Source organism: Arthrobacter sp. ov118 (assembly GCF_900116495.1).
GTDB lineage: Bacteria > Actinomycetota > Actinomycetes > Actinomycetales > Micrococcaceae > Arthrobacter.
In genome coordinates, this window is record NZ_FPAY01000001.1 from 426,831 (window position 1) to 446,037 (window position 19,207).

The window sequence follows — 19,207 nt, forward strand, 5'->3', positions numbered from 1 at the left end:
CTGATGTGTGGTTCGCGCCTGTCGCGGGCGTGGGAGGCGGTCCCGGGCTGGGTTGTCCGGGGCCGCTTCCGTTTTAGTGGGCGGTCGGGCATTGGTTTTGCAACGGGTCATCACTCCGGCATGATCATCGTGCGCAGGTCCAGCTGGCGCAGCACACGGTCGGCCACCTCCGGGTCCATGCCCGGCTCGTTCCGGGCGGCCACGACTTCCCGGCGGGCGGCGTCGAGGGCAATGGTCTGGACGGCGATGGCCAGTTCGCGGCCCCGTTGGCGTTTCTCCCCCGCGCTTTCATTCTTCAGGCTGCCATCCAGCAGCTCGGCGTGCAGCCGGGTCATTTTTTCCTTCACCAGCGCCACCTTCTCCGCCGGCAACTCCCGCATGAGCTCGTGGTCTTTGAGTGCCGCGATCGCAGCCTGCTGCGCCCGGCGGGCCAGCACCCGCGCGGCGTCGCGCTCTTCCGAGCCGTCCTCGGAAGCCTTGAGGACCCGCATGAGCCACGGCAGCGTCAGTCCGGGCAGCACCAGGGTGGCCAGCAGGACCGCGCAGGCGATCACCAGCAACTGGCTCCGGGCCGGGAACGGCGTGCCGTCCGCAATCGTCAGCGGAAGGGCCAGCGCCAGCGCCAAGGTGGCCAGGCCCCGCATCCCGCACCAGGTCAGGATCAGCACGTCCTTTGCGGACGTCGGGCGCAGGACGTCCCGTCTGGCGCGCGACAGGCCGGACATCATGGCCAGCCAGGCGAACCGGGCAGCGAACACGAGCACGCAGACCACTGCGGCGCTCCCGACCATGCCAAACACGGCGTTGCCTTCGTCATGGATGACCTGCCGTACTTCCAGCCCCACGAGCCCGAACGCCAGCCCGGTGATCAGCAGTTCCACGACGTCCCAGAACGCCGTCCGGGTGACTCGCTCAGCGGCGTCCTGCGGCCGGGAGTGGCGCTGGATTTCCAGGGCCGTAACGACGACGGCGATCACGCCGGAGGCGTGCACTTCCTCGGCCAGAATGTAGGCGGCGAAGGGCACCACAAGCGTGACGGCGCTGCGGGCCACCATGGAGGCCACCAGACGGGTGATCAGACTCGTAAACCAGCCCATGCCGATCCCCACCAGCACCGCAAGCGCGGCTCCGAGGACGAACTGGGGGACGACGTCGGAGGCGATCTTGGTGCCAGCCACGGCGGCCGCCACGGCCGCCTGGAAGATGACGATGGCGGCGGCGTCGTTGAAGAGTCCCTCGCTCTGCAGAACATTGATGAGGCGCCGCGGCATGTGCACCCGGCTGGCGATCGAGTCCACGGCCACGGGATCCGGCGGGGCCACCATGGCGCCAAGGGCGATCGCAGCTGGAATGCCGATGCCCGGGATCATGAGCCACGCCGCCCCGGCCACCACTGCGGTGGAAACCACCACCAGCGCGACTGCCAGCATGAGCAGGGTGCGCCAGCGGACCCTGAAGACGGCCCATGAGCTGCGCTGGGCCGTTGCGAAAAGCAGCGGCGGAAGGAAGATGGGCAGGATCAGCTCCGGCGGGATCTGCACCTCCGGAAAGCCCGGGATGAACGTCAGGCCCACCGCCAGCAGCAGCATCAGCACGGGGTAGGGCAGCCTGAGCCGGTCCCCCAGGCCCACCGCTGCCACAGTGGCCAGCAGCAGCCCGACGATCAGTGCCAACTGGTCCATGTGCCTGCTCCCCCCGGATGCGGGCCGCGGGCACCCCTTGTGGATGCACGGACGGCCCCTACTACCCTATCGGGAGGAGCGCGGTCGCTATTCCCCGGACCCCAGGGCTGCGGCGAGCGGCAGGGTGCCGTCCCGGAACTCGATGGTGCGCCCGATCGTGGCGGGCAGTCCCAGGACCGCTGCCGCCACCAGCGCGACGTTGGCGCGGGCGGTTTCGGTGCCGCCCGACGTGTCGGCAGGGTCGACGTCGATCATCCCGTTCCCGGGCCCCGACGTCAGCGTGCCCGGTCCCAGAACGGTCCAGTCAAGGCCCGAGCCGCGCAGGTAGGCGTCCGCGGCGGCTTTGGCCTCGGCGTAGGCGAAGAAGCCGTTGTCAGCGGGAACGCCGTGCTGCGGCCCGGCACCGAAGTAGGAGACCATGATGTACCTTCGGACCCCGGCCTCGGCTGCGGCGTCCATGGAGCGGATCGCCGCGTCCCGGTCCACGGCGTAGGTCCGCTCGGGGTTCCCGCCGCCGGCGCCGGCTGACCACACGACGGCGTCGTGGTTCCGGAGCGCATCGGCGATCTGCGCCGTCGACGCGTTCTCCACATCCAGGACCGACGGCGTGGCGCCGGTGGCGGCGACGTCGGCCGCGTGGTCCGGGTTGCGGATCAGGGACGTGACTTCCTGCCCGTCCGCCGCGAGGATTCTGGACAGTTCCAAAGCCACTTTGCCGTGGCCGCCGATGATTGCGATACGCGTCATGGACCCATTCTGTCCCAAGGAACGAAAAACTGCTGCCCACACCGTTGCGCTATCACTTTTGGTCGTTTCGGAGCGTCCATGAGCGCCAAAAGTGATAGCGCAACGGCGTCACCGTCCGCCGGCCACCAGCCCGCGGCGCCTCGCGGGGCCCTTGCCATCCCCCCGGCCGTTCGGGATGATGCCTAGGCGCGGTGCTTTAGCGCCTAAGCCGAAAGGAACGCCGATGCTGGAGGCATTTGGCTGGGGTCTGCTTGCCGGGTCCTCGTACTTCCTGGGCGGACTGCTCGCCCTGCGGTGGCGCGTCGGCAACAGCGTCCTGCTCGGCATCCTGACCGGGATCGGTGCCGGCGCCCTGCTCTCGGCCGTCGCCTACAAGCTCGTCGCCGAGGCCGGCCGGCTGGCCGGCGGAAGCGGTTATGTCGGGGTGGGACTGATCGGCGGGGCCGTGGCGACGGCGTGGGTGGTGACGGGCGCCGTGCGCGGCCGGCGGCTGTCCGCACCTCCTGTCCACGAGCCCAAGTTCCTCGTGATCGGGCTGTCCGTGGTCGCCGAAGCGGTTGTTATCACCGGGGCGCTACTCAGTGGCTACGGCATCAGTGCCGCGGTGCTTGCCGCTGTCTTCCTCTGCGGCGTGCCCGAGGCCATGGCCGACACCGGACCGCTGCGCAAGTCGGGCATGACCACCCGCCACGTCATGTCCGCCTGGCTGGCCATGACGTTCTTGTGCGCCGCGTCGGTGGCCGTCTTCATGGTGCTGCTGCGGGCAGCCCCGCCCGAGGTGGTGGCCTTCGCGCTGGCCTTCGCCGGCGGCGGCATCCTGACGAACGTAACGGTCCGCATGGTGCCGGAGGGGCTCCGGGACGCCGGCGCCGCCACCGGCATCGCGATCGCCGTCGGCTTCGGCCTCTCGTTCGCCCTTGTGGAGATCCTCGGCGGGCACTGAGGCCGCGGCCGCCGTTGCGGGCTGCCATGCGGGGGCTCGTTGTCGCGGCGGAAGTCAACGCCGGCAATTATCCAACAGAACAGAAAACCCCCGGAATCTTGCGGGTTCCGGGGGTCTATCTGTAGCGGTGGGGAGGCTCGATCTCCCGACCTCACGATTATGAGTCGTGCGCTGCTTCCTTATCAAGGCGGGAGTTTTAGGGACAAAAACATCTATAAACCATCTATCCGTCGAGAACTGGGGTTCACGCGGGTACCCCTTCCGAGCTCAACGAAACGAGGTTCAGCAGTCCTTCCACCGCCTGCGCCGATGATTGGAGGTCGTCGTCGTAGACGTGTGCGTAAACGTCCATGGTTGTCACGGCCGATTTGTGCCCTGCGATCTGCTGGACCACTTTTGGGTTGGACCCCCCACTGATGGTCAGGCTAACGGCCGTTCTGCGGAGGTCGTGAAACACGATGTTCGGAAAACCTGAGTCTTCTACTCGGCACCGGTCAATCGCAGGATGAAGGATGCGCCGGGCAAAGTTCGACGACCGCAGCTCCTTGCCGTTGGGCGATGTAAACACTGCTTCGCCAGGCCCCAACCCCTCAATGTGAAGCGCAAGCGACTCGGCCACAGATTCGGGGATCGCTACCGTGCGCGGTCGACGGCCTTTGGTCGTTTCTCGAAGCTGCAGACGACCGTCCACCGGAACCAGAGTGCTCCGCACTACGACCCGAGGCCTGTCATCCAGTGTCAGCGACGATACACGCAGTCCGGCGATCTCCGACCACCGGAGTCCAGTTGTACCTGCGAACAGTATCAATAGCCTGTACGCCTCGTGCGACTGCCCGTTGTACCGGCCACCTCGCGCACACTCTTCCGCCAGGTTTTTCAACTGGCTCGCAGTCAGCGGCGAGGGTTCCCTCGTAGGTTCGGGCTTGGGTATGTTATTGACGGTTGGGTTCCGCGCCACGTTGGCAGCCAGGTACCCCCGATCGACACCATGCTGGAGCATCCGACCCAGCTGACCGTACGAACGGCGGCGAGCGTCGTTGGACTTGAACGATTCCAACCAGCCGTTGACCACCGCCAGCGTAATGTCAGCAAGACGGCGGTGCTCGAAATGTGGCTGGATGTGATTCCGATAAATCCTACGGTAGCCGGCGACAGTCACGGGCGACGCTGGACGCGAACCGTCAGCGCCCGATGTTTCAATGCGCGTGATCCACTCCTCATAGAGGTCGTGAAACTGCATCCTGCCGCCACTGCGGGTATCGATCAAAGTACCCCCCGCCTTGGCGGCCTGCACACTTAGAAAATGCTCTTTAGCTGCGCGGTGGGTCGGGAAGCGCTTGAACACGCGCTTCTTATCTATGTAGTAGTCGACCTGATACTTTCCGTTTTCAAGCTTTTTGATCGCCACGCGAGACGTATCCTTCCCTAGTTGTTGGGGCTGTCGGCCGGCGGTGGATTATCCGACGCCCTGGCAGCCCCATCCGACAAGCGGGCCCTCACGTCCCGTTCGAGGTCCTTGAAGTCTGGTGAGATGTGCGCGTGCCGCCCACGGCCCACTAGGATTCCCTTAGCCCGCGCCCTTTGCAGTCTGGCCGACCAGGTTGGGGCCTTGACACCGGTCCACTCGTTCAGCCGCCGGATGGGTTCAGCCGACGGCCCCGTCACGAGCTCGACGTAGGCGCACGCTACGTGCATGTACTCCGCGTCAGTTTCGATGCGGATCGGAATCGGCAGGAACCTTTCCTGCACCAGACGGACGGATAGCTGTTCGTATGGCGCTCGGAGATGCTGCCGGGCGTGGGCCATCGGAATTGACCGAAGGAGTGGCTTAGTTACACCGTTGTACATCTCCGGCTTGATGTCAGGCCCACCTAACAGGAATTCGCTGAGGGGCTCCTCCGGGCTAATTTCCACCCGGTCTGGCGCCTTGAAGTAGTTCGGCGGGCTTACGGTCCATCCGATTTTCAGCCCGAGCCCGTGCATCCGGTATTCGATCTCAACAGCCGGCAGGCCACGCACCGTCACCTCTCTGGGGCCGGAGTGGAACTCAACGCCGCCGGGAAGATTTGGCTCTTCAGATTCAGTCATGGCATGACCATAGCATAATCCCCATGCCACCATGACTATGCCCGGCACAATTGACATGGCATGCCAACCCGATTACGTTTTCTTCAGCAGCATAATCAAGGTGCCACGCCAACTGGATCAATCGAAGCAGGAGAGCACATGTCCATCACCCTCACCCGCCCCGCCTCGCGCATGACAATCGCCGAGGTGCGTCAGCTAACGGGAAGCATTTACTTAGATCGGAAAGAGACTGCCGTGTACATGGGCGTCAGCGAGAAGTTTCTCGCCACACACTTACGAGACGGGCCCAAGCGGATGCGCGTAGGAAGCAAAGTCCTGTACCGGTTGTCCGATGTCGAAAGCTACATGCGCCAGATGGAGGTCCGATAATGAATCCCTACCGCATCCAATGGATAACTCGAATCCGAGCTGACGGCTACCTGAGTGCCGATGCGAAATCCTTGGCGGAAATTTTGGTCGCTGCAGGGGTCTTTGGCCGAGTCGCTTTGACTAACTGGCGGAAGCTGAATCTTGCCCTGGGGAAGTCGGCCGGCGACACGAAGGTGCTTGATCACATCAAGGAGCTGCAGGCCGCGGGATACCTCGGCCGCTACCAAGGCAACAAGTACAACCAGAGCCGAGGGTGGAGTCTGTACCTCCCCGAAGAGGAATCGAACCTGCTGGAATTCATGGACCAGGCCGCATGACTGCCACAACTGATCTCGACCAAGGGCAATTCCGGGCGTATACCTTGGCTGAGTCATTGACCATGGCGAAACCGACATGGCTGGTTGAGGGGCTGATCTCGGCGTCCATCACCTTGGTGAGCGGAAAGCCGAAGTCAGGCAAGAGTGCGCTCCTTACCGCACTTATTGCCTCTGTCCTTAGCGGCAGCCGGTTCCTCGGCCGGGAGGTGAGCCACGTTGGGCGCGTCATTGTCGCGGGCACCGACGCAGGCGCATTGGATGAGTATCGCGACAGACTCCTGGCGGCCGGGGTGACCGCAGATCTTGCTGGGGAACGCTACCGGTTTGTGCCAGCGGTGCGTCTCGATCATCAATTCTGCAGTGAACTGAGCGAAAAGCTGCGCCCCGGGGCCGGCGATTTGGTGGTCTTTGACCATCTGTCCGACATGACAGGGGACTTTAACTCGCAGGCTGACGTGTCCAATGCCTTCGCGGCCATCCGCGCCGCGTCCGGAGAAGCCGCAGTTGTCGTACTCGCACACTCAAGCACTGCCACTGGACCAAACGGGTTTTCGTCCAAGAAACCGCTCGGCTCCACGGTGATTGCTGCCAAGGCCCGGTGGCTGGTTCATGTTGAGAGACGAGGTGACGACCGTTGCGTTGTGACGACGAGCGGCAATGGGGCGGCGGGCGAGACCCTGAGGCTTGATGTCGGAAACCACGTCAGTGACTTCTCGATAACAGACGTGTTGTCCTCGGAAGCGAAGTCAAGAAAACGACGGGAAGGTAGCAAGAAGACGCTCGATGCTCGGGCCGAGCAGGCCTCGTGGTATGAGGAAAACTGCCGAGGTCTTTCGAACGCTGCAGCCGCCCGCAGGCTGGCTGAAAAGTTTGGGGGCAAACAGGGGACGTGGGAAAACCATCTTTCTCGTCAAGGGTGGCTCCGGCTACTACTCGAGTCACGGTCTCACAGTCTCACGACCTCACCCCCTATTACGTGAATGCTGACGCATCCACTCAACCCCACTAGTTCGTATCGAACTCTCTCCTAGGCGGAAGGGTTCTGTAGCTTCAGCGGAAGAACCCCGGCCTCCGCCCTCAGGGCTGCGGCCAAACCCGCGGAGGCCCCAGCCGCAGCGGGTCTCCGCTGGAGCTTCGACCCACCAGTGGGCCATTTGCTTACGGCAGCATTGGCAATTTTGCTCACCGGCACGCAACAGGGACACGAGAGCCCAGGCAATTACAACCAGCCCCTGGTTCCCATCGAACCCGCACCAAAGGAAGCATCATGTTCAAACTCCAACCCACAGCCAGCTACAACGATGTCGTCATCCCGTCGTCGGTCAGTCCAATCCAGATGGAGCCCGTAGGGCTCCTCCGGCCAGTCAGGCCACTGGCCGGCTATGGTCCGCAGAGGCGGAAGAGCGAAGAAAACCCGAAACGATTTGGCAGGCCCGTACCTGGGACGCAACAAAACGCCACTACACCTCCCTTGGCCTATGCAGGATCTGTGCGTCCCAAGCTGCATGGGGCCACCAGCTAGGATTCACCACGGTGGTTCCGCCCTGCCGATATTGTTTGCCTGTGGTACTTACTTTTCCCGTCAACGAGCCGGGCGAGTGGCGCTCGAACTCTCCTCGTCGCGGGGCTCCCCTCTCGGCCGAGTTGACAGCTCTTCGGCGCTAAACGCGGGGCACGTCCGTTAGGGATGGCGTTGATCGAAACACTTGGATAGGGGCTCGACCAACGGGAGAACCAATCTCGTTTAGGGCCCGCTCGATCCGCGGAACAGGCGCTCTAAAGGGATCTGAAGCCAATCCGCTGACAACGCCAACCGGCAACAGGGCGCACACCGCCAACGGACCCAAAGTATCAGCAGAATTAACTGCACATGCCGCTTAGCGGTGACCATACGGGGCACCAAACAGAGGCGCGGCGTCCATCCACTCGTTCTCACGGGTGCGGTCGTTCACCACGCGGGGCACCCCTGTGGCAAGGGGTGCCCCTATCGGATAGCCGCTCAAGGAATCGGGGATGGACCCGGATCGCGTGCAGCCAACTCTCCGTGATCCACCTCGGGTCATGCGGCGGCGGATTTCGTGAGGGTGTTCAGGACCATCGGCCAAAGCACCGTCGGAAAACGTCGCCGCCCTAGAAGACTACCTTCACGTTGCGAGGAGGAAGCTCCTACGTTTCTTGCCTTCCTTTCGCGCCTCGCGGCGCGCCAGTCTTCGACGGTGCTGTCGCGCTTCGACTGGTTGCAGGAGCCGCAGGCCGGGGTCACGTTGCTGAGGCAATGGGGACCTCCCTTCGAGAGCGGGATGACATGATCCATTTGCATGTCGTAGGTCCGATCTTCACAGTAGGTACAGCGGAAATCCGCGGCCACGAGCACCGCGAACCAGTCTGCGGCGGTGAACTGTTCGTAGCCAGGATTATTGACTTTCCTTGCCCGGCGGTCCCCTTCACGTTTGTTTTTGTTGATCCTGGCACGCACAGGCTCAGTCATCTGGAGATCAATCATCCACGCCTTTACCTGATGCTCGGGTGTGCAAGCCTTCTGATTGGAGCGGCCGCGGGATATGTCGATCCCGCAGCCCTCAAGTACGCAGAAGCGGGGGCCCGCCGACTTGGCGCGCTTGTCCGCGCGAAGGTTGCTGAGATAGTGCTTATTGCACATGCCGGCCCTGAACTGGCCTGAAGGATCCTCGTCGTAGGTGACGCCGCAATCCTCGAAGCTGCAGACCGGAGGATCAACGGTTCCATAGTTCTTCATCCACTCGCGGTGCTTGCGGCACACGCCATCGTAAAGACGTTTTGCGTGGCCGCAACCGTGTACGTCGCATTGTCCTTGTAGGCCAAGCAATGTCCAGAGCTCAGAAAGCCCTGTCCCTACGAGCTTCCCGCTGGTGGGCCACTGTTCGGGGCCGATAGAGGTGGGTGCCGTCAGAGAATCTGTGTCATCCACGAGGGTCGAGTACCACCCGTGGGGCGGAAGATCCCATGAATCCACTGCTTGGGGCCAGTGCGCTGGCCCGGCCCCGGAGGCTCGCTCGCCCATCTTCCGTACCTCGACTTCTCAGGTAGTCATCTGCATGTATCACTAGTAGAGCAGACAGACTTACAATTTTGGTTGGCATTGATTCATGCCCACTCGCCCGCGCCAGTCCTCCGAAGAGCAGACGCTCCGATGGGCTGCTCGCAGGGAGAGCGTGGGGGCGCGCATTAGAGAAATCCGCTTGGCACAGGACTTGTCGCAGGAAGCGCTGGCTCTAGAGTCAGGACTCAGCCGCAACATGATCATCGGGATTGAGTGGGGCCGAAAGAGCGTCGCCTATGAACGGCTATGGGACATCGCGGCAGTCTTGGATGTGCCGATCTCATCACTTTTAGCGGCGCCAGGATCCAAGCCCGTCACAACACCGTATCGAGGCGGCAGCCGGTCAATGGAGCCTAGACCGTAGGCGTGCTGACCTTGGCTTCGGCTTGCCCCCGGAAGGCTTACGACGTTTCTGAGCGGAACGATTTGAACGGCATACAGAGTTTGAAAAATGTCGCCGCCGCCACGGGACCATAGACAGAGGTGGACCCCCGGGCTATCTTGAGCAAATGAGTTGGCCGGGACGTCCTTGGAATTCCATTAGTGACTGTCCAGTTGGCCCGATGATCGGAGCCATTTTCTCAGCGCTGGCCCTATCGCTAGCGATGGTTCTCGTCGGTTGCTCAGCCGGCCCTGGAAGTGTTACCGACCCTGCCACGAGATCAGCAGCGGGACCCACGACTTCCCTCTCAAGCCCTGCTCCGGCACCGAGCCCAACCGAAACGCCCACGTCATCACCCGGATCAGCCGTAGCGCAGGCCTCCCCTCCTGAACGGTTAACCCCAAAAGTTAGTCTCAAGACTTACGCTCACAATCAGGTGTCGTTCAGTTATCCCGCCGATTGGACCGTTGTGCGGGAATCGAGTACTAGTGTCCTGGTCCTCGATGAGCACCAGCAAAGGATCGCATCATTCAATGCCGATATTCCACGTGGCGCCAGCCCTTGCGGCGGAGTGGAGCCTGCTCGAATAATAACTCTAGAGGTAATTCCACTCGATCTACCAGTTTCACCCAGCATTAAGGGCACGGCATACGTGCAGACCCAGTTTGCTTTCACTCTAATTGAAGGCAAAGAGCTTTGGGCAACAATGGCCATAACCGGGTTTCAAAGAAGTGCCGATGGAACCGGTTGTTACATTACAAATGAAGTCCGGGGACCTGAAGATTCCACAGGCGACTACTCATTCGGCGACTGCGTGGTCTTAACTATGGACGGTGCTCGCATGGGTAGAACGGGCGCAGTTGCAACTACGCTTCCAGACTTTCAAAGCGTCGACGAAGCTAGGGAATTTATGAAAACGCCCTTCTATTCAAACTTTAAAAATATGCTCATTTCATTGAGGATTGCAACTCGATAGAACGTAGTTATCATGAATTTATTGCCTTAAACGGCAGCTAATAGGGGCAAGTTCCGAGGCCAACCTTTGTGGAGTCAAATCCCGCAGGCCATAAAGTTGTGGAATCGAAGCACACCTTATCGAACTTGGCGCTTCCCGCGCCTGTCGAGCCTCGAAAAGACGCAGAGCGCAAGTCTGCCCCGTCAAAGTCAGCGCCCGCGATATTTGCTCCGGAAAGATCAGCGCCAATAAAGTTACTTCTACTTAAGTTTGCATTGGTCACATCCGCCCTGCGGAGAATTGCTCCAGTTAGATTTGCACCCGGCAGGTTGGCGTCGATTAGCTTAGAGCCGGTGAGATTAGCGTTCGATAGATTTGCATTAGGAAGATTTGCGCCGGAGAGATCCGCTTCCTTCAGGAGAGTTTTGGACAGGTTCGCTTCAGTCAGGTCGGCGTTCATCATCTTTGAATTGCCTGCATCGGCATTCGGCATGCTGACATGACTCATGAAAGCATCCTCAAGATCTGTGAATACGAGAGTCGACGATGAAAGATCTGCATTTTGAAATTTTGCATTCTTGAGGAATGCATATGACATATCGACCCCGGTTAAAGAGGCTTCTCCAAAATCCGCCCCTTCGAGCTGCAGGCCTGGAAGTTTCTGGTCGGTGAGATCGATGCTGACAAATGAACGGGGTACTAGAAGAGGGGAAGCATGATCACGTACAAATCTCAGATTTTCGCGGCGGTCGGCCAAAGTTGCCGCTACAGCGGCCGCTGCCCTCTCCCTTTCGGCACGGGCGTCATCAACCCAGGCTTGGGATGCAAAGAGCGCTCCAGCAAGCAGACCAGCTACCACAATGTCGCGGAGCCACCACGGAGGGTCGCCCTTCGAGCCCGTTTGGGTAACTTGTCCAGCATGCCGATTTTGTATGCCACGCGAGCGAATCCTACTCGCTCGCCATTTCTGGCTCAGACGATGCACCAATCGCACGTGGCCAGCTTTGCCAGCAGTGGGTGGCCGGCCCACCGAGGCGTCGACCTCCACTGGGCGCCTATGTTTAGGCGAATGCACCATGGGGGAAGCATAGCTGAGCCGGCAGGGGCCATCCCGAATACTGGCGTCCCCAAATGGGCTAGGAAGAAAGCTTCCAGACCCGTTCGCAATAAAGGGCGCTAACCACCACCGGGGATCGGCGTCCCCTCTCGGGAGTCCCTCCCCCGCCCCCTCCTTGGACTACAGCATTGGTTACTTCAGTGGCACTTGGAAGGTCGCTCACCGGTAAAGCGGCCCATCATCGACGGCTACCGGCACACGCTGGCAGGCCTGTCGTCAGCCACGGTTGCGGCCAAATTGGCCGCGCTCTCCAGCTTCTACCGTTACGCGGTATCCGCTGACGTGATCGCGGGCGGTAATCCGGTGGAGTTGGTGAAGCGTCCCAAGGTGGATGCTGACCACTCCAGCACTGAGGGCATGACGAAAGATCAGGCGCGGGCTCTGCTGGCGGCGGCACGGGCTGACGGCCCGCGCTCCCATGCTCTCGTGTCCCTCCTGCTGTTCACCGGGATCCGGCTCAGTGAAGCGCTGAGTGCCAGCACGGCGGACTACGGCCACGACACCGGACACCGGACGCTGAGCATCCGGCGCAAGGGTGGCAAGGATGGCAAGGTGGCCGTGCCGGCCCCGGCTGTGGAAGCGCTGAACACCTACCTCGGAACCACCGGCCGTGAGCTGGTGGCCGGCGCGGCAGGTGCTGTCCTGCCGCTGTTCACCACGGCTACCGGGAAACGGTGGGCGGCGTCGGAGGCATTCCGCACCGTGCAGCGGCTGGCCAAGCGTGCCGGGATGGAGGGCAGGATCAGTCCGCATTCACTCCGTCACACGTTCGCCACGATTGCACTGGATGCAGGGACTACCCTGCATGACCTCCAGGACAGCATGGGTCACGCTGATCCCCGCACCACTCGGCGTTATGATCGGGCGCGGAGCACTCTGGCAAAGGCAGCTGGCTACGACGTGGCGCGGGCCTTGGCCTGACTTCCTTGGGGCGAATGTGGGCGGTGGGAGGTTTCTAAAGCAAATCTAGCGAGGACATCACTCTCGCCCACATAGTTAGGTGCGCGCAGGACTCTTCCGCTCGTCGTACAACCTTCTGAGGTGCGGAGAGTCTTTGAAGGGCCAGCCTGAAATCGCTGGCGTCTCGCTCGAGTTCCTCGATTACCTGAGGGGTCGGCATGTCGAGCCATTTCTCGATCTCGGCTGCCCGTACGCGGACGGAATGCTGCATCAGACCGTGGTAGTCCATGTCACTCGGGGAGAGTCCGGAGCATTCCACGCACTCGCAATCTATAAGCTCAGGAAACTCACGCCAAATAATTTCAGCTATGTCTACGCCTATGTACCTGTGGAGTTTGGGTACGTAGTATCGGGCGGGCGGAGCACCCGACGTGGGCAGTTCGACCCAATCTCTATATTCACCAAAGCCGATGCCATGAGAAGAGCCGGAAAGGCCATGCCGAGAAAACAATACTGAAAGGAACCCGCCGTACAGCGCGAATACACGCTGGTTCCGAGATGCGCATTCCCGCAGTGCAGCACCGTAAGAAACTAGCTCAGATTCGCTACTTACCCTGAATTCATCGAGGCCGCTTATCCAGGCTACGAGTTCGCCGTCGCTATGCTTAGAGGCCAGGCGGCCCCACGTCCTGGCGGAACTGGCGGCGATAACCCGGCGAAGCTTAGACGCAACGCCTTTAGCATGGGCATATTCTACGGAGGCAGTCCATAGGCGGTCGGAAACGTCGGCCCAACCGTCGCCTTCGCTGTCAACCATTGTGTAAGGCGGCAGAACGAACGCGGGGTCCTGTCGGTCCTGAGGGAGGACAGGCTCTTTAAGTCGGGCCGCGTACTTCTCAAATGTCTTGACTTGAACATTCTCGAAGCCCACGTTGAAGTCGATCCAATGTGAGGCAACATTCTTAATCAGTCCATCGTGGAAGTCACGAGGACTTGGGGCAAAACTACGATTTATGAGTTCAGGAGCCCCGAGTACGTCTGCCAGCATGACATGGGACTTCTTCGGCGTACCGAGCCGGTTTTGAAAAAGCGGAAACCGAGGATCAATGACGTATGGATCGTTCGATCGAGCGGAAAGACTGAGAACAAATCCTCGCGTCCCTTCTGCTTGAAACGCGGCGATAGTCCCAGGAACAATAAGCCCGTCAAAGTAATCCGACAGTTCCCGAACGGTCTGTTGGTCAGTGGAACCGTAGCTCAAGTAATGCTGAAACCGACTAAACATGAATGTCCCCACTCTCCATGAGCTTTTGCCGCGCACGTTGGCGAGAATGTCCCCCGCAAACCGCTGATCCTGGGCGCAACAATACCGCTGGTTTCGACTCGCCTACGACGATGACGCCAACACCAAAGCGCTGCGCTTGCTCTAAGTTCGCTTGTCTTGGGTGGTGTCCAATCACAATCCACGATTTGTCGAACGTCTGTCGGTTGTAGACGGCTTGCTCGAGCACTCGTCCGAAGCCGCCCAATTTCAGCTCGAAAGCGGACATAACGCCAGATTTAGTCATCGTCACGAGGTCCACGCGTCGTCCGTTGACAGGCACCTCGCGCATCACAACAGAGTCCGAGCGAACCCACCGGTTGCGCTGCAGCCACTCTACGAGCGGTGGCATCATGCGAGACTCCCCGCTCGTATCGAAAGCCTTGTCGTCGTCAAGGAAAAGCATCATCTCAGCACCACGCCCGCGTCGGCAGCGACTGGTTTCGATTTTTCGATAGCGCCATCAACACGAGCAACAAGGGTTGCGTAGGTTCCCCCGAAAATTAATGAGCCAAGGACTAGCCCGCCAGTGACTTTCAAAAGCAACTGCCACAACCAAGCCTCGGCAAAGAAGAACTGATAGGTGGCTGTCGTAGCACCTAAGGCAATCGTGGCGGACAAAACAAAGTACTTCAATATGCTACAAACCCTTAGTAGCCACCAGAATTCACGTTTAACCTGATGACGTTCTCGAAGAAGTCTAATGCTAACCTTGGCCGGCTTTATCACAGTTGACGGGTCGGCGATCACATCCAAAGGATCGAAATCTACGCCAGTATCGGGCAGAAGGCCATCAATGTGAGACTTGAGTCGCTCAAGAGACGAAAAGGCCTTACCGGTCAATGACTCGTGCGCAATGTCTATGTCAGACCACAACCGTGTGACGGTTTTCCCTCGAAGGTGGATAAGTCCGACCGACAAACCGCAACCCGCAATGAATAACGCAACTCCTATGCCGGTGGTCAGGTCCAGATTTGGCTTGTCCGCTTGTTCGACAACATTTTCGAGCGCCCGCATTATCCGCCGGGACCAAGCACTTGATCTCGAATGAGGGACTTAGTCGTGTACTGTTCGTATCGCGAATACACGTAGCGGATAAGTTGCCGAAGCGGCAGATAAGCAAATCTCTTTTTGAATTCAGAGAGTTCCTTCAGAGATTCTGGCGTGAGCTCTTGCTTCAAAGCCTCGAAGTAACGCCAACCGCGTTCTGTTAGGTGGAAGTCACGCGTGGTGTAGGGGTTGCCGCCAGAACCAGTGCCACCATTGCTGCCGATTAGTTCGCGCTGTTCCCACGAGTCTGACGCATCGGTGGTGAGGGAAGAAGAATCCTCGATCAGTTCTGCAGCTGCAAGAGTGTCGACGGCCTGATAGATCTTCTGTGAGAAGGGGCCAAAATTGTAGGCCTCGAAGTCGGCCTTCTGTTCAAGCCATTTGTGACTCGAGGTTTCACGCTCCAGGAGGAAGATCATTTTTTCGAGCCGTGTGATCCCCTTGATCTCTCCGGCTGGCATCTCTCCTGATGCCGGACTCCCAAGCAAGAGGACGATGGCATCATCGATCTCTATGGGGTTTCCCATGACTATCCCTCCTGGCGCCTACGTAACCGTGAGACTGGCATCTACCCCTGACTTTGGGTTGACTGCGGCTTTCCTGGCAACCCTCACGTTAGCCCTAGCCTAGCGTGTCTCTTTGGGTCTTAGGCGCGTATGCCGGACCACTCGGCGTGGCCCCGGCGAGGGGCTAGCCGTCCGCAGGAAGGCTCGTGAGTTCGAAAGCTAGCCTCGACACGTAGGTGACGAAAAAGTGACGAACATGTCGGGAAAGCATCGAAATAACCGGGAAAGCTTAGGAAGGCCGGCTTGTCAAGGACTAAGCAGAGAACCCCCGGAAATCGTTATTTCCGGGCGTTCTTCTCGAGCTTCCTGCCAGAATCGAACTGGCGACCTTCTCATTACGAGTGAGACGCAGTCAAGTGCAACTTTGCCTGGACCGACCCCCATCCGGTCACGATGAGCGAGGGCGCAGAACATCGTCCTCTCAACGCTTCTAGTCCAATACAGAACGTAGGATTCGAGCAGGCGTGGGCGGGGTCACCATGGGCACCATCGGATACGTCAGGGTGAGCACGGCAGGGCCGTCCGCCGAGCTTCAAACAAGGGCGCTGCGGGAAGCCGGCTGTGACCGGATCTTTACAGACCACGGCGTGAGTGGGACGCGCGGGCCAGTCGGCCCGAGCTCGACAAGATGTTGGACCACCTGCGTAAAAGTGACGAGCTAGTGATCTGGAAGCTAGACCGCGGACGAAAGGCGGGGCGACGGCAGGTTACCCCTGATGATGAAAATGTGGCGAAGGCCAAGGCTTACTTACCAGGCCAAAGGCAACAGCGTGGCAGAGATCCAAAAGCTTGTCGGGGTTTCACGCGCAACCGTGTACCGCTACCTGAGCATAGAGGGGGACGTGACGGCCTGACTAGCCGATGTTGACTTTTCTATGCCGTCGCCTTCATGGCAACTGAACTGACATTGGGCGTCCTGTCGCGGATATCCGTTTCGTCTTTGAGAGGAATTGCGCCGGAAGGATCGAAGTCACCCGACACAGTCACACTCAAGCCGTAAAAACGGACCGGGGAGTCGGGCACTGCAGTCAGCGTCGAAAGATCGAGTTCGCCCTTATGGGGCCAGAGCTGGACAAGTGTCCCTTCCTGCACCCCTGGTAGGTCTGCTGACCAACCAGGATGGAAGCTGATGATCAGCCCCATTTTTTCGAACTCAACGGCAGCTACGTAGCTTGGGAAGGTGCCGTTATCTGCATGAACCTCAGGAATGGGAAATGAAACGTCCCCTATTCCTTCGGCGGAGCGATCGACTTTGTACGCGTAGACGCATAGCCCGTTTGGTGCGGGCAATGCGTGAGTCATCCAGTGGTAGAGGTTCTTATGCTGTCGCGGCCAAGCGATCACACCAACTCCGGTCGATTCACCCATAACTTTGAGTTCAGTCGCTTCAGGATGAACTAGTAGCAGCAACGTCTTTAGCCACCACTCTCCTAGCACCGCTGCTTCGCCTGATGTGAAGTGACGTAGGCTGGCAACACTGTCATAGCCAATGCCGGCCATAGCCTGCTCGAATCTTGTGTTCAGTTTGCCATTACAATCGGCGCAACAAGGCACACAAGTCTCATAAAACTTCTCCAAGCCTACCGTTTTACCAGACGGCCACTTCATGACCACGCCATTTTTTTCTACAGTGTAGACGTCGACCGCATCGGAGTTCTTGGGAATGGTTCGGTCGATGAACCACAAGGGCAACACGTGCTCGCCCTTGTTGCCCGAAACACCATTCTCGCAGAGCACACAATCTCGACCACTCAGGCTCACACAGTTTCCTTACTGTAATGTTCTTGGCCCAATACCGCTACTTGCGAGGGCCCTAGGATTGCACTTCTTGTCTACTCTCGGGCGTCGCATTTGCCCGCCCTGTTCGCAACGGTTACAAGAGGATGGCACCGTCTCGGCCTTTAGGGGACGTGGCCAGCAGGGGCACTCTCAGTTACCCTCAATCCTTCGGTCGTTGCGCGTTTTCATCCGGTGTCGCCAATCCGAGTGTTGCCCGTTGCCGATGGAACTCGACCCAGGAGTCACTCAAAGCCTGGTCTTCCAGCAGTTCACCCAAGGAGCGCTCCGCCTGCCTCGTCAGAACTGCTGCATAGCCGCCGTGAACAGCCACGAATTCATCGACAAGTCTGCCCCATCTCGGCGAATCATGAACTACATCAATCGGTTGTGTACGGTCCAAAACCTCGCCGGTAAGGCAGGAAGTCAACGGCTCGCCGGAAGACAACCGGTCCGGCGAGAAATTGGTCGGTACGGTGTCGTATGGCGTTTCGAAGCGCCCGCTCTACGCGTCGTCTGTCCTGTCGATCATTGCTAGGGTCGGCAATCCATTCAATGACTCCTCCATAACCAAAATCAACGAGCTCGCGGTTGCCTTCTTGCTTGATCCATATGCCTAGATTGCCCGACCTGGCGCCCAACACGCTGTTGCTTGCTACTTCGAAGTGCCGGATGCCCTTGCCCACCTTCGTCGCACTGTTTCGGTGCTCTGAGACAAGCGCTCTAAGGAACGCTTCATCGTCTGGGTCGGAAACTCGTTCCCCCGGAGAATACTTATCCCGAATCCTCTTACACTCAGCCTTGGCTTTGCTCACGGACGGGAAGCTGTACTTGCTGAAGTTAACCGGTCGAGATGGCACGCTGCTCCTCTGACTAATCCTGTGATGTTACCCGAGGGCGAGTGTAGCGCTTCCTTACAACCTCAGGACATCTGCGAAGATGTGAAGTACGAAATCTGGGCGACAACGATGCATAAAGCAGCAGGGGAAATTCGCTATGAGCAACATAGACAACTTGGGCAGGTACGGGGAATTCAGCCGAGACGCGGATAAGTACATCAAGCAGCTTCAATCCGATGCCGTGGATGACGCCGCTCTTAAACAGCATGCCGAAGGCCTTGTCGTTGGTGTAGCGCTTGTGGCCGTGGCCGTGGGCTGTGTTAAGTTCAGCAATTACGTCGTGACCCAGTACAAGTCCAGGTCTGAGGAACGCAAAGTGAGCACAGCGACGGCAAAGGAAAAGTTGAAGGCTGCTTTCAAGAAGATGCAGAACTCAGATGATCCTGACGATGCTGTTGATGAACCCGGTGAAACCGGTGGACAGACGCCTGAGAGTGGCGCCGAGAACTAAAGGTAAAGCCTCGCGTGACAGGGGCATTTCACTTAGCTGGCCTTTCGGTTACCGAACGGGATTCGCCCGTACTTATCCATGAAGGCCAGAATCATGGCCGTTTCCAATCTATCTTCGGTTTTGTCAGGCACGACTTTCCACGCCACTCGTAGGTCACGTGCATCCGCCAATTGCCAGATGCGTTCGCCGCCGCTGTGGCTGTGTGTCTGGCCTCGGTGTCCGGCCTTCTCGTATTCGCTGATGCGACCCCACAAGCCATCAAGCCTCTTGCGCTGGCTGGCCTTACCGATGTAGACCACCGAGGCCCCCGGAACCCACTTGGCAGCCAACTCGGCAACCGGCACGTTTGCCTTCTTGGCTTTGTGCGTGCCGCCGAAGCCTCTGGTCAGGAACGACGGAGGGTCCGTGCTCGGACGAACAACTACATAGACGCCCGGTGACATAGGTATCCCGCCGTCGCCCTGTGAATATTGCTGACGGATGCTGCCGAATGGAACGAATCCATCAAAACCGGCTCCCATCAGCTCCGCCACAGCGAAGTGTCTCAGCTTGGCCAATCTCGCCT

General features: G+C 59.6%; 23 protein-coding genes. 10 read left to right on the top strand and 13 right to left on the bottom strand.

All coding sequences use genetic code 11. The features are described 5' to 3' along the window. Nucleotides 1–110 precede the first annotated feature (110 nt). The gene (locus BM372_RS01970; protein ID WP_090951077.1) at nt 111–1,682 is read right to left on the bottom strand and encodes a Na+/H+ antiporter; all 1,572 of its coding nucleotides are present in this window, start codon (nt 1,680–1,682) and stop codon (nt 111–113) included. 87 nt (nt 1,683–1,769) lie between these two features. Further along, nucleotides 1,770–2,429 (bottom strand): NAD(P)H-binding protein, encoded by a 660-nt coding sequence (locus tag BM372_RS01975; protein WP_090951079.1) that lies wholly within the window; start codon nt 2,427–2,429, stop codon nt 1,770–1,772. 223 nt (nt 2,430–2,652) lie between these two features. Here BM372_RS01975 and BM372_RS01980 point away from each other — a divergent pair, with 223 nt between their 5' ends. After that, entirely contained in the window at nt 2,653–3,372 is a 720-nt protein-coding gene (locus BM372_RS01980; protein ID WP_090951082.1) for a ZIP family metal transporter, read from the top strand. 244 nt (nt 3,373–3,616) lie between these two features. On the opposite strand, the gene BM372_RS01985 is transcribed toward BM372_RS01980, so the two are convergent. Next, nucleotides 3,617–4,780 carry a tyrosine-type recombinase/integrase gene (locus BM372_RS01985; RefSeq protein ID WP_090951085.1) on the bottom strand — a complete coding sequence of 388 codons (1,164 nt, stop codon included), beginning with the start codon at nt 4,778–4,780 and terminating at the stop codon, nt 3,617–3,619. A 17-nt stretch (nt 4,781–4,797) separates the two neighbouring features. Beyond that, nucleotides 4,798–5,460: a hypothetical protein gene (locus BM372_RS01990; protein WP_143111409.1), complete on the bottom strand. Its 663-nt coding sequence runs from the start codon at nt 5,458–5,460 to the stop codon at nt 4,798–4,800. Nucleotides 5,461–5,598: 138 nt separating this feature from the next. On the opposite strand from BM372_RS01990, the gene BM372_RS01995 reads away from it, so the two are divergent. From BM372_RS01995 to BM372_RS02005, 3 genes are all read left to right on the top strand, one after another. Then, a complete protein-coding gene (locus BM372_RS01995) occupies nt 5,599–5,829 on the top strand; it encodes a hypothetical protein (RefSeq protein WP_090951090.1) in 231 nt (76 codons plus the stop codon). 116 nt (nt 5,830–5,945) lie between these two features. Next, nucleotides 5,946–6,146, top strand: coding sequence for a hypothetical protein (locus BM372_RS20325; protein WP_143111410.1), 201 nt, complete (start codon nt 5,946–5,948; stop codon nt 6,144–6,146). Beyond that, nucleotides 6,143–7,126, top strand: a complete 984-nt coding sequence (locus BM372_RS02005) for an AAA family ATPase (protein ID WP_090951097.1) — start codon at nt 6,143–6,145, stop codon at nt 7,124–7,126. The genes BM372_RS20325 and BM372_RS02005 overlap by 4 nt, the downstream gene beginning before the upstream one ends. 1,079 nt (nt 7,127–8,205) lie before the next feature. Here the strand turns inward: BM372_RS02005 and BM372_RS20330 are convergent. After that, a complete protein-coding gene (locus BM372_RS20330) occupies nt 8,206–9,093 on the bottom strand; it encodes an HNH endonuclease (RefSeq protein ID WP_177235851.1) in 888 nt (295 codons plus the stop codon). 178 nt (nt 9,094–9,271) lie between these two features. Between BM372_RS20330 and BM372_RS21200 the strand changes: the two genes are divergently transcribed. Next, nucleotides 9,272–9,589 (top strand): helix-turn-helix domain-containing protein, encoded by a 318-nt coding sequence (locus tag BM372_RS21200; protein ID WP_090951101.1) that lies wholly within the window; start codon nt 9,272–9,274, stop codon nt 9,587–9,589. Between the two features lie 670 nt (nt 9,590–10,259). After that, entirely contained in the window at nt 10,260–10,583 is a 324-nt protein-coding gene (locus BM372_RS20335; RefSeq protein ID WP_143111412.1) for a hypothetical protein, read from the top strand. 37 nt (nt 10,584–10,620) lie between these two features. Here the strand turns inward: BM372_RS20335 and BM372_RS02020 are convergent, their stop codons facing one another. Continuing rightward, nucleotides 10,621–11,421, bottom strand: coding sequence for a pentapeptide repeat-containing protein (locus tag BM372_RS02020; RefSeq protein WP_177235852.1), 801 nt, complete (start codon nt 11,419–11,421; stop codon nt 10,621–10,623). Nucleotides 11,422–11,826: 405 nt separating this feature from the next. Between BM372_RS02020 and BM372_RS02025 the strand changes: the two genes are divergently transcribed. Continuing rightward, nucleotides 11,827–12,600, top strand: a complete 774-nt coding sequence (locus tag BM372_RS02025; protein WP_090951107.1) for a tyrosine-type recombinase/integrase — start codon at nt 11,827–11,829, stop codon at nt 12,598–12,600. Between the two features lie 34 nt (nt 12,601–12,634). Here BM372_RS02025 and BM372_RS20340 read toward each other — a convergent pair whose 3' ends face one another. From BM372_RS20340 to BM372_RS02045, 4 genes are all read right to left on the bottom strand, one after another. Further along, nucleotides 12,635–13,627 (bottom strand): hypothetical protein, encoded by a 993-nt coding sequence (locus BM372_RS20340; RefSeq protein ID WP_143111413.1) that lies wholly within the window; start codon nt 13,625–13,627, stop codon nt 12,635–12,637. 229 nt (nt 13,628–13,856) lie between these two features. Continuing rightward, nucleotides 13,857–14,309: a hypothetical protein gene (locus tag BM372_RS02035; RefSeq protein ID WP_090951113.1), complete on the bottom strand. Its 453-nt coding sequence runs from the start codon at nt 14,307–14,309 to the stop codon at nt 13,857–13,859. Then, nucleotides 14,306–14,917 (bottom strand): hypothetical protein, encoded by a 612-nt coding sequence (locus tag BM372_RS02040; RefSeq protein ID WP_090951116.1) that lies wholly within the window; start codon nt 14,915–14,917, stop codon nt 14,306–14,308. The genes BM372_RS02035 and BM372_RS02040 overlap by 4 nt, the downstream gene beginning before the upstream one ends. Next, entirely contained in the window at nt 14,917–15,477 is a 561-nt protein-coding gene (locus BM372_RS02045; protein WP_090951119.1) for a hypothetical protein, read from the bottom strand. The genes BM372_RS02040 and BM372_RS02045 overlap by 1 nt, the downstream gene beginning before the upstream one ends. A gap of 518 nt (nt 15,478–15,995) precedes the next feature. Between BM372_RS02045 and BM372_RS20940 the strand changes: the two genes are divergently transcribed. Next, complete coding sequence (locus tag BM372_RS20940) at nt 15,996–16,178, top strand: recombinase family protein (RefSeq protein WP_256213989.1); 183 nt, start codon at nt 15,996–15,998, stop codon at nt 16,176–16,178. Between the two features lie 63 nt (nt 16,179–16,241). Further along, nucleotides 16,242–16,370, top strand: coding sequence for a helix-turn-helix domain-containing protein (locus BM372_RS20945; protein ID WP_256214052.1), 129 nt, complete (start codon nt 16,242–16,244; stop codon nt 16,368–16,370). 19 nt (nt 16,371–16,389) lie between these two features. Here the strand turns inward: BM372_RS20945 and BM372_RS20345 are convergent, their stop codons facing one another. After that, nucleotides 16,390–17,277: a hypothetical protein gene (locus BM372_RS20345; protein ID WP_143111414.1), complete on the bottom strand. Its 888-nt coding sequence runs from the start codon at nt 17,275–17,277 to the stop codon at nt 16,390–16,392. A gap of 395 nt (nt 17,278–17,672) precedes the next feature. Next, nucleotides 17,673–18,152: a DUF3223 domain-containing protein gene (locus tag BM372_RS21205; RefSeq protein WP_371261687.1), complete on the bottom strand. Its 480-nt coding sequence runs from the start codon at nt 18,150–18,152 to the stop codon at nt 17,673–17,675. 136 nt (nt 18,153–18,288) lie between these two features. Between BM372_RS21205 and BM372_RS02060 the strand changes: the two genes are divergently transcribed. Next, nucleotides 18,289–18,642 carry a hypothetical protein gene (locus BM372_RS02060; protein WP_090951124.1) on the top strand — a complete coding sequence of 118 codons (354 nt, stop codon included), beginning with the start codon at nt 18,289–18,291 and terminating at the stop codon, nt 18,640–18,642. 32 nt (nt 18,643–18,674) lie between these two features. Here BM372_RS02060 and BM372_RS02065 read toward each other — a convergent pair whose 3' ends face one another. Next, nucleotides 18,675–19,175 carry a hypothetical protein gene (locus BM372_RS02065; RefSeq protein ID WP_143111415.1) on the bottom strand — a complete coding sequence of 167 codons (501 nt, stop codon included), beginning with the start codon at nt 19,173–19,175 and terminating at the stop codon, nt 18,675–18,677. Nucleotides 19,176–19,207: the final 32 nt, after the last annotated feature.

What these genes read in the sequence shown, in the direction of transcription:
- BM372_RS01970 (WP_090951077.1), bottom strand. Translation starts at nt 1,682, where the DNA reads ATGGACCAGTTGGCACTGATCGTCGGGCTGCTGCTGGCCACTGTGGCA.
- BM372_RS01975 (WP_090951079.1), bottom strand. Translation starts at nt 2,429, where the DNA reads ATGACGCGTATCGCAATCATCGGCGGCCACGGCAAAGTGGCTTTGGAA.
- BM372_RS01980 (WP_090951082.1), top strand. Translation starts at nt 2,653, where the DNA reads ATGCTGGAGGCATTTGGCTGGGGTCTGCTTGCCGGGTCCTCGTACTTC.
- BM372_RS01990 (WP_143111409.1), bottom strand. Translation starts at nt 5,460, where the DNA reads ATGACTGAATCTGAAGAGCCAAATCTTCCCGGCGGCGTTGAGTTCCAC.
- BM372_RS01995 (WP_090951090.1), top strand. Translation starts at nt 5,599, where the DNA reads ATGTCCATCACCCTCACCCGCCCCGCCTCGCGCATGACAATCGCCGAG.
- BM372_RS02005 (WP_090951097.1), top strand. Translation starts at nt 6,143, where the DNA reads ATGACTGCCACAACTGATCTCGACCAAGGGCAATTCCGGGCGTATACC.
- BM372_RS21200 (WP_090951101.1), top strand. Translation starts at nt 9,272, where the DNA reads ATGCCCACTCGCCCGCGCCAGTCCTCCGAAGAGCAGACGCTCCGATGG.
- BM372_RS20340 (WP_143111413.1), bottom strand. Translation starts at nt 13,627, where the DNA reads ATGCTGGCAGACGTACTCGGGGCTCCTGAACTCATAAATCGTAGTTTT.
- BM372_RS02035 (WP_090951113.1), bottom strand. Translation starts at nt 14,309, where the DNA reads ATGATGCTTTTCCTTGACGACGACAAGGCTTTCGATACGAGCGGGGAG.
- BM372_RS02040 (WP_090951116.1), bottom strand. Translation starts at nt 14,917, where the DNA reads ATGCGGGCGCTCGAAAATGTTGTCGAACAAGCGGACAAGCCAAATCTG.
- BM372_RS02045 (WP_090951119.1), bottom strand. Translation starts at nt 15,477, where the DNA reads ATGGGAAACCCCATAGAGATCGATGATGCCATCGTCCTCTTGCTTGGG.
- BM372_RS20940 (WP_256213989.1), top strand. Translation starts at nt 15,996, where the DNA reads ATGGGCACCATCGGATACGTCAGGGTGAGCACGGCAGGGCCGTCCGCC.
- BM372_RS20945 (WP_256214052.1), top strand. Translation starts at nt 16,242, where the DNA reads ATGTGGCGAAGGCCAAGGCTTACTTACCAGGCCAAAGGCAACAGCGTG.
- BM372_RS02060 (WP_090951124.1), top strand. Translation starts at nt 18,289, where the DNA reads ATGAGCAACATAGACAACTTGGGCAGGTACGGGGAATTCAGCCGAGAC.